Raw genomic sequence first — 14,096 nt, forward strand, 5'->3', positions numbered from 1 at the left:
CACCCTGCGGCCCGATCAGCGGTATTTGGCATCAGCAGCCCGGTTGGCCGCAATCTCCGTCTCGTAGCGGTCGCCCACGGCCAGCAGCATTTCCTTGGTGAAGTAGAGGTCGCCCCGCTTCTCGCCGTGGTACTCGAAGATATGGGTTTCCACAATCGAGTCGACCGGGCAGCTCTCTTCACAGAAGCCGCAGAAGATGCACTTGGTCAGGTCGATGTCGTAGCGCGAGGTGCGGCGGCTGCCGTCTTCACGAACGTCGGATTCAATGGTGATGGCCATGGCCGGGCATACGGCTTCGCAGAGTTTGCAGGCGATGCAGCGCTCTTCGCCGTTCTCGTAACGACGCAAGGCGTGCAGGCCACGAAAACGCGGGCTCTGGGGCGTCTTTTCTTCCGGGAACTGGACGGTGATCTTGCGGCGGAACATGTACTTGCCGGTCAGGGCCATGCCCTTGAACAGCTCGGTGAGCATGAAGCTCGACACAAAATCTTTGACAGAAGCAACTGCAGTCATGACTTTTCCAGTTATTTCCAGAGTGAATACGGGGTCTGCATCCACGCGCCGACGACGACCAGCCAGACCAGGGTCACGGGGATGAAAATCTTCCAGCCCAAACGCATGATCTGGTCATAGCGGAAGCGCGGGAAGGTGGCGCGCACCCACAGGAACAGGGTGACCACGATGAAGGATTTGATGCCGAGCCAGATCCAGCCGGGAATCCAGTTGAACAGCGCGCTGTCGATCGGTGGCAACCAGCCGCCCAGGAACAGGATCACGCACAGCACCGACACCAGAATCATGTTGGCGTACTCGGCCAGGAAGAACATGGCGAACGCCATGCCGGAGTACTCGACCATGTGGCCGGCCACGATCTCGGACTCGCCTTCCACCACGTCAAACGGGTGACGGTTGGTCTCGGCCAGACCGGAGATGAAATACACCACGAAGATCGGCAGCAGCGGCAACCAGTTCCACGACAGGAAATTCAGGCCCTGGCTCGCGGCCATGCCCTGCCCCTGCCCCATGACGATGTCGGTCATGTTCAGGCTGCCGGACACCATCAGCACCACCACCAGGCAAAAACCCATGGCGATCTCGTAGCTCACCATTTGTGCCGAGGCACGCATGGCGCCAAGGAATGCGTATTTCGAGTTGGAGGCCCAGCCGGCAATGATCACGCCGTAGACTTCGAGCGAAGTGATGGCCATCAGGAACAGCAGGCCGGCGTTGATGTTGGCCAACGCCACCTCAGGCCCGAACGGTACTACCGCCCATGCGGCGAGCGCTGGCATGATGGTCATGATGGGACCCATCACAAAGAGGCCTTTGCTGGCCGCCGTGGGGATGATGATTTCCTTGGTCAGCAGCTTGAGCGCGTCGGCAATCGGCTGCAACAGACCGAAGGGGCCCACCCGGTTGGGGCCCAGACGAATCTGGGTGAAGCCAATCGCTTTGCGCTCCCACAGCGTGAGGTAGGCCACGCAGCCCATCAGCGGCAGCAACACGCAGACGATTTTGATCAGCGTCCAGAGCACCGGCCAGACAGTCGCGGGCCAGATGCCGCCCATCAGCCCCTGGCCGAAGCCGTAAATGGTGTCAATCATGCGGCCACCCCTTCGCGGCCCGACGCTACAGCAGAACGCGCATCAGCCGTCATCTGGAGTGAACTGGCGCGGCGCACCAATCCGTCGAGTTGATAGATCGCAGCCACTGCCGGGGCCGCCACGGGCGCACTGGACACGGCCATAGCGACCTGGCTGCTGTTGTCCAGACGCTCGGCAGGCACATGGCTCGCACTCGCGCCCGGAATCTGCTGCAACACCTCTTGCGAGGATTCAAATTCGAAGCTTGGTAAACCCAGCAGGTTGGCCAGCACGCGAAGCACTTTCCATGCGGGACGGGTCTCGCCCAAAGGCTTGACCACGGCATGGAAGCCCTGGATGCGGCCTTCGGCATTGACGAAGGTGCCTGAGGTTTCGGTGAACGGCGCAATCGGCAGCAGCACATCGCTGATCGCCATGTTCGCCTTGAACGGGCTCAAGGTCACGACCATCTGCGCAGCGTTCAGGCCGGTCAGGGCCTGACGACCCGCAGCAGAGTCGAACTCGGGTTCGGTGTTCAGCAGGATGGCCGCCTTGAGCTTGCCGCTCAGCATGTCGGATGCATTCAGTCCTTTGGCACCAGGCCATGCGCCGGCCAGTTGGGCACCCACGGTGTTGGCGGCTTCCGTCAGGTAGCCAACGGTTGCACCGGTTTGTGCAGCGATCCACTGCGCCAATGCCAGCAGCGTCGAGGCCTGCGCGTGGTGGGCGGCGGCGTTGCCCAGCAGCACGGCCTTACGCTCGCCACCGAGCAGGGACTTGGCGATCTTTTGGGCGGCTTCGGTCGCTTGACCGGCGGCTGGCGCGGCCACACCTTTTTCAGCAGCAATGGCGGTCGCGATGTCTGCGAGGGCCTGAGCCCAGTTTGAAGGCTCGGCAGTGACCGCATGGGCCACCGGCATCGCCCAGGCATCGGCCGTTGCCAGTTCGGCAGCCGAGTTGACCGAGCTGAGTGCACAGCCCTTGCGTACCGACTGGCGAATGCGCTGCGCGAACAGCGGGTGGTCCTTGCGCAGGTTGGAGCCCACCACCAGCGCGCGCTGCAGCTGCGACAGGGATGCAATCGACGTGCCCAGCCAGCGGATATCGGCCGGTGCCGCAAACTCCGCGTTACGCAGGCGGTAGTCAATGTTGTCACTGCCCAGGCCCCGCATCAGCGAGGCAGCGAGGAACAGCTCTTCCAGCGTGCTGTGCGGGCTGGCGAGCGTGCCGATACTGGCAGCGCCATGGTCGGCCTTGATCTGCTTCAGGCCGTTGGCCACGTACTCCAGCGCGGTCTGCCAGTCGACAGTTTTCCACTCACCGCCCTGCTTGAGCATGGGGCGGGTCAGGCGCTCGTCGCTGTTCAGGGCCTCGTACGAGAAGCGGTCGCGGTCGGCGATCCAGCACTCGTTGACCTCTTCGTTCTCCAGCGGGACCACGCGCATGACCTTGTTGTTCTTGACCTGGACAATCAGATTAGCACCGGTCGAGTCGTGCGGGCTGACCGACTTGCGGCGCGACAGCTCCCAGGTACGTGCGCTGTAACGGAAAGGCTTGCTGGTGAGCGCGCCCACCGGGCAGATGTCGATCATGTTGCCAGAGAGTTCTGAGTCCACCGACATGCCGACAAAGGTCTCGATCTCTGCATGCTCGCCGCGGTGGGACATGCCGAGTTCCATCACACCGGCGACTTCCTGCCCGAAACGCACGCAGCGGGTGCAGTGGATGCACCGGCTCATCTCTTCCATCGAGATCAGCGGGCCGACGTTCTTGTGGAACACCACGCGCTTTTCTTCCTGATAGCGCGATTCGCTGCCGCCGTAGCCGACAGCCAGGTCCTGCAGCTGGCACTCACCGCCCTGGTCGCAGATGGGGCAATCCAGCGGGTGGTTGATCAGCAGAAACTCCATCACGCCCTTCTGGGCCTTGATGGCTTTGTCGTTCTTGGTGCGCACCACCATGCCTTGCGTGACTGGCGTTGCGCAGGCGGGCATGGGTTTTGGGGCTTTTTCCACGTCGACCAGGCACATACGGCAGTTGGCCGCGATGCTCAGTTTCTTGTGATAGCAAAAGTGCGGAATGTAGGTGCCGGCTTTTTCGGCAGCGTGCATCACGGTGCTGCCTTCGAGCACCTCCACTTTCTGGCCGTCGAGTTCTATTTCAACCATGTTGCTTTCTTTCCGGGACTCAGGCTTGCACGGCATCAGCCGGGGTGTGGGCTTCAGCGCCGGCGGGCTTGATCATGGCCTCGAATTCGTGGCGGAAGTGCTTGATCATGGCGCGCACTGGCATGGCGGCCGCGTCGCCCAGCGCGCAGATGGTACGGCCCTGGATGTTGTCAGCCACGGAGTTCAGCAGGTCCATGTCGCCGGGGCGGCCTTCACCGCGGTGAATGCGGTCCACCACGCGCCAGAGCCAACCCGTGCCTTCGCGGCAGGGCGTGCACTGGCCGCAGGACTCGTGCATGTAGAAGTACGAAAGCCGCTTGAGCGACTCGACCATGCAGCGGGTGTCGTCCATCACGATCACCGCGCCCGAGCCCAGCATGGAGCCGGCCTTGGCGATGGAGTCGTAATCCATGGTGCACTCCATCATGATGGATGCAGGCAACACAGGGGAAGAAGAGCCCCCCGGAATCACGGCCTTGAGCGTGCGGCCTTCCTTGGCATTGCGCACGCCGCCGGCCAGTTCCAGCAGCTTGGCAAATGGCGTGCCCATTGGCACTTCGTAGTTGCCCGGCAGTTCGACGTCGCCAGAAACAGAGTAAATCTTGGTGCCACCGTTGTTGGGCTTGCCACACTCCAGATAGGCCTGACCGCCGTTGCGGATGATCCAGGGCACGGCGGCGAAGGTCTCGGTGTTGTTGATGGTAGTGGGCTTGCCGTAGAGGCCGAAGCTCGCAGGAAACGGTGGCTTGAAGCGGGGCTGGCCCTTCTTGCCTTCCAGTGATTCGAGCAAGGCGGTTTCCTCGCCGCAGATGTAGGCACCGAAACCATGGGTGGCATGCAACTGGAAGTTGAAGCTGCTGCCCAGGATACCGTTGCCGAGCAGGCCGGCTGCCCGGGCCTCTTCCAGCGCCTCTTCAAAGCGCTGGTAGGTGGCAAAAATCTCGCCGTGAATGTAGTTGTAGCCGACGCTGATGCCCATGGCATAGGCGGCAATCGCCATACCTTCAATCACGCTGTGCGGGTTGTACTGCATGATGTCGCGGTCTTTGCAGGTGCCCGGCTCGCCTTCGTCTGAATTGCAGACGAGGTATTTCTGGCCCGGGAACTGGCGCGGCATGAAGCTCCACTTCAGCCCGGTCGGGAAACCGGCGCCGCCGCGGCCGCGCAGGCTGCCGGCCTTGACCTCGGCAATCACCTGGTCAGGCGTCATGCCTTCAGAACCGTCCTTGCCCAGTATCTTGCGCAGGGCCTGATAACCGCCGCGCGCCTCGTAGTCTTTCAGGCGCCAGTTGCTGCCGTTGAGGTCGGCCAGAATCTGCGGATTGATGTGACGGCCATGAAAACAGCTCTGCACGCCGGTCGCAACAAACTGCGACAGCACGCTTTTCGCCGCGGCGCTGACGGGCGTAGAGGGTGTGGGGGTTGCGAGCGTCATGGTTGTTTCGCCTCGGCAGATTGAAGACCGTCGATCAGCTGATCCAGCTTGTCATTGCTCATGAAGCTGCACATCGTCAGGTCGTTGACCAGCATGACCGGCGAATCGGCGCAGGCGCCCAGGCATTCGGACTGTTGCAGCGTGAACAGGCCGTCAGCGGTGGTTTCACCCATGGTGATGCCCAGCCTGCGTTCGAGGTGGTGCAGCGCCTTCGCGCCATCACGCAACTGGCACGGCAGGTTGGTGCAGACGTTGAGCTTGTACTTGCCCACCGGGCGCTGGTTGTACATGTTGTAGAAGGTGGTGACTTCATGCACGGCAATCGGCGCCATGCCGAGGTAGTCGGCCACAAGCTTCTCGCTCTCGGCGCTTACAAAACCGTGCTCTTCCTGCAGGATGGTGAGGCAGGCCATCACTGCCGACTGCTTCTGGTCGGCGGGGTACTTGGCGACTTCCTTGGCGAAGGACGCCAGCGTTTGTGCGCTTAAACTCATTTCCATACTCCGACCTCTGACGACAGAGATGAACAGGCCAAGCGAACGCCGTGGAACCGGCTTCGCCGGGCCACTGGCGTTGCCCTCTTGAGGGGGGAGGCGCCGCAGGCGCCACGGGGGGGAGCCATCTTCATCGGTCAATCTCACCGAACACAATGTCCATGGTGCCGATCACGGCCACCGCGTCGGCAATCATGTGGCCGCGCGACATCTCGTCCATCGCCGCCAGATGCGAAAAGCCCGGCGGGCGAATCTTCAGGCGGTAAGGCTTGTTGGCACCATCGCTCACGATGTAGATGCCAAATTCGCCCTTCGGATGCTCGACGGCGGCATAGGCCTCGCCCTCGGGCACATGGAAGCCTTCGGTGAAGAGCTTGAAGTGGTGGATCAACTCTTCCATGTTGCTCTTCATGGATTCGCGGTCCGGCGCAGCAACCTTGTGGTTGCTGGTGATCACCGGGCCGGGGTTGGCGCGCAGCCAGTCCACGCACTGCTTGATGATGCGGTTGGACTGACGCATTTCTTCGATACGGACGAGGTAGCGGTCATAGCAGTCGCCCGTCTTGCCGACAGGGATGTCGAAATCCATCTGGGCATACACGTCGTAGGGCTGTTGCTTGCGCAGGTCCCACGCCAGGCCGGAGCCGCGCAGCATGGGGCCGGTGAAGCCGAGGTTGAGCGCACGCTCTGGCGACACCACGCCCACACCGACCGTACGCTGCTTCCAGATGCGGTTGTCCGTCAGCAGGGTTTCATACTCATCGACGTAGCCGGGGAACTTGCTCACGAAGTCATCGATGAAGTCAAGCAGAGAACCCTGGCGGTTCTCGTTCAGCGCCTCGATGGCCTTGGCGTTCTTGACCTTGCTCACCTTGTACTGCGGCATGGTTTCAGGCAGGTCGCGGTACACGCCACCCGGCCGGAAGTAGGCCGCATGCATGCGCGCGCCGGAGACGGCCTCGTACATGTCAAACAGCGCTTCGCGCTCGCGGAAGCAGTAAATCAGGATGTTCATCGCGCCGCAGTCAAAACCGTGCGCGCCCAGCCACAGCAGGTGGTTGAGCAGGCGCGTGATCTCGGCGTACATCACACGGATGTACTGCGCGCGGACGGGCACATCGACACCCAGCAACTTTTCGATGGCCAGGCAATAGGCATGCTCGTTGGACATCATGGACACATAGTCCAGGCGATCCATGTACGGCAGCGACTGGATGTAGGTCTTGCTTTCTGCCAGCTTCTCGGTGGCACGGTGCAGCAGGCCGATGTGCGGGTCAGCGCGCTGGATGACTTCGCCGTCGAGTTCCAGCACCAGGCGCAGCACGCCGTGGGCGGCCGGGTGCTGGGGCCCGAAGTTCAGTGTGTAGTTCTTGATCTCGGCCATTACTGGATGCCACCGTAGTTGTCTTCGCGGATCACGCGCGGAGTGATTTCGCGCGGCTCGATGGTGACCGGCTGGTAAATCACGCGTTTCTGTTCTGGGTCGTAGCGCATCTCGACATGGCCGGTGGTCGGGAAGTCCTTGCGGAACGGATGACCGATGAAGCCGTAGTCGGTGAGGATGCGGCGCAGGTCGTTGTGACCCTCGAAGATGATGCCGAAGAGGTCGAATGCCTCGCGCTCAAACCAATTGGCGGAGTTCCAGACTTCGTTGAGCGAATCCACCACCGGGAAGTCGTCATCGGCGCAGAACACCTTGAGCCGCACACGCTGGTTCAGACTCACCGAAAGCAGGTGCGACACCACGCAATAACGCGGGCCTTCGTACTGGCCGTCACGGTACTCGGAGTAGTCCACGCCGCACAGGTCAATCAATTGCTCGAAACGGCAGCCGGGGGCATCACGCAGCAGCACGGCAGCGGCGCGGTAATCGGCGGCCGACACCGTGACCGTGATTTCGCCAAGCGCCTGCTGGATGCTTTTGACCATGCCGCCCAGGGTGGTCGAGAGCGTTGCCGCCAGGTCGGAAACAGGAACGGGAGAAACAGGAACGGGGGACACCACAGTCATCACGCCCTCGCAATCGTGTTGGTGCGGCGGATCTTCTGCTGCAGCTGGATGATGCCGTACATCAGCGCTTCAGCCGTGGGTGGGCAGCCGGGCACGTACACATCCACCGGCACGATACGGTCACAGCCGCGTACCACCGAGTAGCTGTAGTGGTAGTAGCCACCACCGTTGGCGCACGAACCCATCGACAGCACCCAGCGCGGCTCGGACATCTGGTCGTAGACCTTGCGCAGTGCCGGGCCCATCTTGTTGCACAGCGTGCCGGCCACGATCATAAGGTCAGACTGACGCGGGCTGGGGCGGAACAACATGCCGAAACGATCCAGGTCGTAGCGGGCCGCACCGGCGTGCATCATCTCCACTGCGCAGCAGGCCAGACCGAACGTCATTGGCCACAGCGAGCCGGTCTTGGCCCAATTGACAACCGAGTCGTAGCTCGTCGTCATGAAGCCTTCGTTGAAAACACCTTCAAGTGACATACCCGTACCTTATTTGGTGGATTGGATGGCGAGCGCGTCGCAAAACCCTCGGGATTTTTTCTTATTCCCAGTCCAGCGCACCTTTTTTCCACTCGTAGACAAAGCCCACGACGAGGATGGCGAGGAAAACCATGACAGACCAGAAACCGACAGCACCGATTTCCTTGAGCGCTACGGCCCACGGAAACAGGAACGCAATTTCAAGGTCGAACAGGATGAAGAGGATGGCGACCAGGTAGTAGCGCACATCGAATTTCATGCGGGCATCTTCGAAGGCCTCGAAGCCGCATTCATAGGGGGAGTTTTTTTCGCTGTCAGGCCGCACGGGGCCAAGAAGACGTCCCAGCACCTGGGGAACCACACCAACACCCACGCCGACCAGAATGAACAGGAAAACGGGGAGGTACTGATCGAGGTTCATCGTAGACTGAATGTGTGAGTGCCACTGGCAAGCATTCCCGACAGCCTTGTGGGCCGTCGGCACCGTCAACAACGATGCCGCCAATGAATGTCAATCTGGTGCGGACGGCGAGACTCGAACTCGCACACCTTTCGGCACTACCCCCTCAAGATAGCGTGTCTACCAATTTCACCACGTCCGCGGTATCTAGCTGCCTGGATGGCATGAGGAAAACCGGTGCATCAAAACAGGCGCTTTGACGACGGGTTCTTGCTTTCCAGACAGCTTTAGAGTTTAACCTGAAATGACCCTTTTTCCCGGTTGAGAAAGAGGGCGAGTCGTGTTATTTCGTCGGGATTTGCGCAGGGCCGGGTACGGCACCAGGCGCAGTAGTCGTAGGGGCCACCGGCACTGCGGCTGCAGGCGAAGCAGGCGCTGCAGATCCGGGAATCTGCGCTGCGCCCGAAGCCGGCACGGCCGGGGCTGGCGCCGTGACGGCTGCGCCTTCCAGAACGCTGGAGCCGGTCGTGCGCGGCTGGGCATTGCCGAAGTAAGCAAGCAGCAAGGTACACGCAAAGAACACCGCAGCCAGCACGCCGGTGCTGCGTGACAGGAAGTTCGCACTGCCGCTGGCGCCGAACAGGCTGCCGGAGCCGCCGCTGCCGAATGCGGCACCCATGTCGGCACCCTTGCCATGCTGCACCAGAATCAGGCCAATCATGACCAGCGCCGAAATCATCTGCACGGCGAGAACCACAGTCAGTAACACGTTCATATCAACTCCTAATTCCTATTTGTCCTAATTCGCAACTGGATAGCCTGCTGCGCGCTTTACTCGCGATTGCCCACGATCACCCACGGGCGGCAGCAATGATGGTCAAAAAGTCTGCGGCCTTGAGGGCTGCCCCTCCGATCAGGCCACCGTCAATGTCGGGCTGCACCAGCAAGCTGGCAGCATTGGCAGCGTTCATGCTGCCACCGTACAGGATTTTCACCCGTGAAAAATGTTCCGTTGCCGCCTTGATCTGAGCACGCAGCACGGCGTGCACGGCCTGTGCCTGCTCTGGCGTGGCGGTCTTGCCCGTGCCAATCGCCCACACGGGTTCATACGCCACCACGATCTCGCTGATGCAATGGCCGTTGGTGTGAATCACCGCCGCGAGCTGGCGCTTGACCACCTCTTCGGTGTGACCCGCTTCCCGCTCGGCCAGCGTCTCCCCCACACAGACGATGGGCGTGATGCCTGCGGCCAGCGCCGCCTTGGCCTTGTCAGCCACCTGCGCATCGGTTTCACCGTGGTACTGACGGCGCTCCGAGTGGCCGACGATGGCGTAACGGCAGCCAAAATCCTTCAGCATGGCTGCGCTGATTTCCCCGGTGTAGGCGCCCGACGCGTGGGCCGAGACATCCTGCGCCCCCCAGGTCAATGCCGCCAGCGAAGGCGTGGCAGCACAAAGCGCCTGCACCTGCGCCAGATACGGCGCCGGCACACACACGGCCACGTCGCAGCCCGGCTGGCCCAGTCCCTGCGCCAAGGCGGCCAGCAGGGCCTCATTGGCAGCCAGGCTGCCATTCATCTTCCAGTTTCCGGCAATCAGCTTGTTCATCTTGCGTCTTGATGGTTCGTGTGGGTCGTGTGCGTCAGGGCGTCAGGCTCACCAGGTCAGCACTATCTTGCCCACGTTCTGATTGGATTCCATCAGCGTGTGAGCCTGCGCCGCATCGACCGCCGCAAAAGTGCTGTGGATCACGGGCTTGATGGTGCCACTGGCAATCAGCGGCCACACGTGCTGTTTCAGTGCCTGGGCAATTGCCGTCTTGAATGCCAGCGGGCGTGGTCGCAAGGTGGAGCCCGTCACCGTGAGCCGGCGCCGAAGCACCAGACCCGCGTTGAACTCCGCCTTGACGCCGCCCTGCACCGCGATGATGACCAGCCGGCCGTCTTCGGCCAGGCTTTCCACTTCGCGTGCCACGTAACTGCCCGCGACCATGTCGAGGATGACGTTGACACCCTTGCCGCCGGTGAGCTTTTGCACCTCGGCCGCAAAATCAGTCGTCTTGTAATTGATGGCATGGTCAGCGCCGAGTGCGAGGCAGGCCGCACACTTGGCATCGCTGCCGGCTGTCACGATGACTGTCGCGCCCATGGCCTTGGCCAGTTGGATGGCCGTGACACCGATGCCGCTGGAGCCACCCTGTATCAGCAGGGTTTCGCCCTTCTGCAAACAGGCACGCTCGAACACATTGCTCCACACTGTGAAGAAGGTCTCAGGCAGCGAAGCGGCCTCCACGTCCGACAGGCGCGCCGGCACCGGCAGGCACTGGCCGACCGGGGCCACGCACAGCTCGGCATAACCACCGCCAGCGACCAGCGCACAGACACGATCACCCACGCTGAAGCCGGCGGCCGCCATGGCCTGTGCGTCGCCCGACACGATGACGCCCGCCACTTCCAGACCGGGAATGTCCGAGGCACCCGGCGGCACCGGGTAGTTGCCGGTCCGCTGCAGAACGTCGGGGCGGTTCACGCCGCTGGCGCTCACGCGGATCAGCACCTCCCCTGTGCCTTCGACAGGCGCAGGCCGGTCACCCAGACGCAGAACGTCCGGTGCTCCGTAGGAAGTGATTTCAACCGCTCTCATGGCTTGGCGCGTGTGATCTGGCGTGACGATGGGGTGATGTCAGGCGGCGATGCCCACACCCGTGGGCACCGCACACCTTGAAGTCACGGGTACTGTCGATCAGCCCTGGTCCTGGTTCATCGAAGGACGGTCAAGCAGCGCCTTCATGGACAGCTTGACGCGACCCTTCTCGTCGGTCTCCAGCACCTTGACCTTGACGATCTGGCCTTCGCTCAGATAGTCGGTGACTTTCTCGACGCGCTCGTGGGCGATCTGGCTGATGTGCAGAAGGCCGTCCTTGCCGGGCAGCAGGTTGATCAGTGCGCCGAAGTCGAGGATCTTGGTGACCGGGCCTTCGTAGACCTTGCCGATTTCGACTTCAGCGGTGATCTCGGCGATGCGGCGCTTGGCTTCATCGGCCTTGGCGCTGTCGTTCGAAGCGATGGTGATGGTGCCGTCTTCCTCGATGTTGATCTGCGTGCCGGTCTCTTCGGTCAGCGCACGGATCACGGCGCCGCCCTTGCCGATCACGTCGCGGATCTTCTCGGGGTTGATCTTCATGACATACAGGCGCGGTGCGAAGTCAGACACTTCGGCCTTGGCTTCGCCCATGGCTTCCTGCATCTTGCCCAGAATGTGCATGCGGGCTTCCTTGGCCTGAGCCAGCGCGACCTGCATGATTTCCTTGGTGATGCCCTGGATCTTGATGTCCATCTGCAGCGCAGTGATACCGAAGGTGGTACCTGCCACCTTGAAGTCCATGTCGCCCAGATGATCTTCGTCACCCAGGATATCGGTCAGCACAGCGAAGCGGTTGTCTTCCTTGATCAGGCCCATGGCGATACCGGCCACGTGGGCTTTCATCGGCACGCCGGCGTCCATCAGCGACAGGCAGCCGCCGCAGACCGAAGCCATCGACGAGGAGCCGTTCGACTCGGTGATCTCCGACACCACGCGCATGGTGTACGGGAACTCTTCCTTGGTGGGCAGCACGGCGACCAGCGCACGCTTGGCCAGACGGCCGTGGCCGATTTCGCGGCGCTTGGGGCTGCCGACACGGCCGGTTTCACCGGTGGCGAACGGAGGCATGTTGTAGTGCAGCATGAAGCGGTCTTCGTAGTCGCCACTCAGCGCGTCGATGCGCTGCGCGTCACGCTCGGTGCCCAGCGTGGTCACGACCAGCGCCTGGGTTTCACCGCGGGTGAACAGGGCCGAACCGTGGGTGCGGGGCAGCACGCTGTTGCGGATTTCGATGGCACGCACGGTGCGGGTGTCGCGGCCGTCGATGCGGGGCTCGCCAGCCAGGATCTGGCTACGGACGATCTTCGCCTCGATGTCGAACAACATGCCTTCAACCGCCACGGCGTCGAATTCGACACCGTCGGCCTTCAGCGCGGCCATCACTTCAGACGTCACCACGCGGCAAGCCTGGGTGCGAGCCTGCTTGGCGCGGATCTGGTAAGCGGCCTGCAGCTTGGCAGCGGCGAGTTCGTTGACCTTGGCGATCAGCGGCTCGTTCTTGGCAGGAGCCTTCCAGTCCCAGACCGGTTTACCGGCATCGCGCACGAGTTCGTGGATCGCGTTGATGGCGATGTTGCCCTGCTCGTGGCCAAACACCACGGCGCCGAGCATGATTTCTTCCGACAGCTGCTGCGCTTCGGACTCGACCATCAGCACGGCGGCTTCGGTACCGGCCACCACCAGATCCATCTTGGAATCCTTGAGCTGGGTCTTGCCGGGGTTCAGCACGTACTGGCCGTCGATGTAGGCCACGCGGGCGGCGCCGATGGGGCCGTTGAACGGAATGCCAGAAATCGACAGGGCCGCGCTGGAGGCAATCAGCGCAGGGATATCGCCTTCGACTTCGGGGTTCAGCGACAGCACGTGGATGACGACCTGCACTTCATTGAAGAAGCCTTCAGGGAACAGCGGGCGGATCGGGCGGTCAATCAGGCGCGAGGTTAGCGTCTCGAATTCGCTCGGACGGCCTTCCCGCTTGAAGAAGCTGCCGGGAATGCGGCCCGCAGCATAGGTTTTTTCCAGGTAGTCAACGGTCAGGGGGAAGAAATCCTGGCCAGGCTTGGCGTCGGTCTTGGCGACCACGGTGGCCAGCACCACGGTGCCGTCCATGTCAACGATGACGGCGCCGCTCGACTGGCGTGCGACTTCGCCGGTTTCCATCGTGACCTTGTGCTGGCCCCACTGGAATGATTTGGTGACTTTGTTGAAAATGCTCATGTTCTTTGCCTTGTTGATGTTTTCGCACTTGAGGCAGTGCGGGAGGCCCGAAGGTCTGGCCGGCTGAACACGATGCCATTCCACAAAACGCCTGTCTGTTCGCCGGCTGTTCGGCTTCAGGACTTTTCTTGTGGAATGACACAGCGCGTGCTCTTTTTGCCTTGCTCCGATTTGCTTCTTCTGCCCTTTGCCCGAGCGGGAAAAGTGCATCTGAACTGGGTTTTGACGTCTTTTTTGCGTCTTTAAAGTGCAAAGCGCCTGAGCTAGTGAACTAACTCAGGCGCTTTCATGGGGTTCTACCGCTTATTTGCGCAGGCCAAGTTTGGCAATCAGCGCGGTGTAACGGTCAGCATCCTTGGACTTCAGGTAATCCAGCAGCTTGCGGCGACGGCTCACCATGCGCAGCAGACCGCGGCGACCGTGGTGGTCCTTGGCGTTGGCCTTGAAATGGGGGGTCAGTTCATTGATGCGGCCGGTCAGCAGCGCCACTTGAACTTCGGGGCTGCCAGTGTCGTTGGCAGCACGTGCGTTGGCCTTGACAATCTCGGCCTTGATGGATTTCTCGATCATGGGTTTCCTTTCGCACCTCGGTGCACTTGCGATCGAAGCAGCGTTCCCGACATGGGAGTTGACCGCTTTCGTCGTGATCTTCGTGCTGGCAACCCAAG

14 protein-coding genes and 1 tRNA gene are annotated in these 14,096 nt (G+C 61.8%); all 15 read right to left on the reverse strand.

The genetic code is table 11. The features are described from left to right. Window positions 1-15: 15 nt before the first annotated feature. The 15 genes from nuoI to rpsO all read right to left on the reverse strand — a co-directional run bounded on the left by nuoI (window position 16) and on the right by rpsO (window position 13,998). The gene (gene nuoI, locus AAG793_RS06460; protein ID WP_341905759.1) at window positions 16-513 is read right to left on the reverse strand and encodes an NADH-quinone oxidoreductase subunit NuoI; all 498 of its coding nucleotides are present in this window, start codon (window positions 511-513) and stop codon (window positions 16-18) included. A gap of 11 nt (window positions 514-524) precedes the next feature. Further along, the gene (nuoH, locus tag AAG793_RS06465; protein ID WP_341905762.1) at window positions 525-1,604 is read right to left on the reverse strand and encodes an NADH-quinone oxidoreductase subunit NuoH; all 1,080 of its coding nucleotides are present in this window, start codon (window positions 1,602-1,604) and stop codon (window positions 525-527) included. Then, window positions 1,601-3,751 carry an NADH-quinone oxidoreductase subunit NuoG gene (gene nuoG / locus AAG793_RS06470; protein ID WP_341905763.1) on the reverse strand — a complete coding sequence of 717 codons (2,151 nt, stop codon included), beginning with the start codon at window positions 3,749-3,751 and terminating at the stop codon, window positions 1,601-1,603. The genes nuoH and nuoG overlap by 4 nt, the downstream gene beginning before the upstream one ends. Before the next feature lie 19 nt (window positions 3,752-3,770). Continuing rightward, entirely contained in the window at window positions 3,771-5,186 is a 1,416-nt protein-coding gene (nuoF, locus tag AAG793_RS06475) for an NADH-quinone oxidoreductase subunit NuoF (protein ID WP_341905768.1), read from the reverse strand. Then, a complete protein-coding gene (nuoE, locus tag AAG793_RS06480) occupies window positions 5,183-5,686 on the reverse strand; it encodes an NADH-quinone oxidoreductase subunit NuoE (protein WP_341905772.1) in 504 nt (167 codons plus the stop codon). Before nuoE ends, nuoF begins: the two co-directional genes overlap by 4 nt. A 124-nt stretch (window positions 5,687-5,810) precedes the next feature. Further along, window positions 5,811-7,064, reverse strand: coding sequence for an NADH-quinone oxidoreductase subunit D (locus tag AAG793_RS06485; RefSeq protein ID WP_341905775.1), 1,254 nt, complete (start codon window positions 7,062-7,064; stop codon window positions 5,811-5,813). Further along, window positions 7,064-7,690, reverse strand: a complete 627-nt coding sequence (locus AAG793_RS06490; protein ID WP_341905778.1) for an NADH-quinone oxidoreductase subunit C — start codon at window positions 7,688-7,690, stop codon at window positions 7,064-7,066. The genes AAG793_RS06485 and AAG793_RS06490 overlap by 1 nt, the downstream gene beginning before the upstream one ends. Next, window positions 7,690-8,169, reverse strand: coding sequence for an NADH-quinone oxidoreductase subunit B (locus AAG793_RS06495; RefSeq protein ID WP_007864469.1), 480 nt, complete (start codon window positions 8,167-8,169; stop codon window positions 7,690-7,692). Before AAG793_RS06495 ends, AAG793_RS06490 begins: the two co-directional genes overlap by 1 nt. Window positions 8,170-8,230: 61 nt before the next feature. Continuing rightward, window positions 8,231-8,590 carry an NADH-quinone oxidoreductase subunit A gene (locus AAG793_RS06500; protein WP_341905781.1) on the reverse strand — a complete coding sequence of 120 codons (360 nt, stop codon included), beginning with the start codon at window positions 8,588-8,590 and terminating at the stop codon, window positions 8,231-8,233. Between the two features lie 96 nt (window positions 8,591-8,686). Continuing rightward, window positions 8,687-8,771 (reverse strand) — tRNA-Leu (locus AAG793_RS06505). 141 nt (window positions 8,772-8,912) lie between these two features. Then, a complete protein-coding gene (gene secG, locus AAG793_RS06510) occupies window positions 8,913-9,344 on the reverse strand; it encodes a preprotein translocase subunit SecG (protein WP_341905784.1) in 432 nt (143 codons plus the stop codon). Window positions 9,345-9,420: 76 nt separating this feature from the next. Continuing rightward, window positions 9,421-10,176 (reverse strand): triose-phosphate isomerase, encoded by a 756-nt coding sequence (gene tpiA, locus AAG793_RS06515; RefSeq protein WP_341905789.1) that lies wholly within the window; start codon window positions 10,174-10,176, stop codon window positions 9,421-9,423. A 48-nt stretch (window positions 10,177-10,224) separates the two neighbouring features. Next, complete coding sequence (locus tag AAG793_RS06520) at window positions 10,225-11,211, reverse strand: NAD(P)H-quinone oxidoreductase (RefSeq protein ID WP_341905792.1); 987 nt, start codon at window positions 11,209-11,211, stop codon at window positions 10,225-10,227. A gap of 99 nt (window positions 11,212-11,310) precedes the next feature. Further along, a complete protein-coding gene (gene pnp, locus AAG793_RS06525; RefSeq protein WP_341905795.1) occupies window positions 11,311-13,428 on the reverse strand; it encodes a polyribonucleotide nucleotidyltransferase in 2,118 nt (705 codons plus the stop codon). Between the two features lie 303 nt (window positions 13,429-13,731). Then, the gene (gene rpsO, locus AAG793_RS06530; protein WP_011484170.1) at window positions 13,732-13,998 is read right to left on the reverse strand and encodes a 30S ribosomal protein S15; all 267 of its coding nucleotides are present in this window, start codon (window positions 13,996-13,998) and stop codon (window positions 13,732-13,734) included. Between the last annotated feature and the right edge of the window lie 98 nt (window positions 13,999-14,096).

This window comes from Polaromonas sp. YR568 (genome assembly GCF_943372955.1).
Classification (GTDB): domain Bacteria; phylum Pseudomonadota; class Gammaproteobacteria; order Burkholderiales; family Burkholderiaceae_C; genus Polaromonas.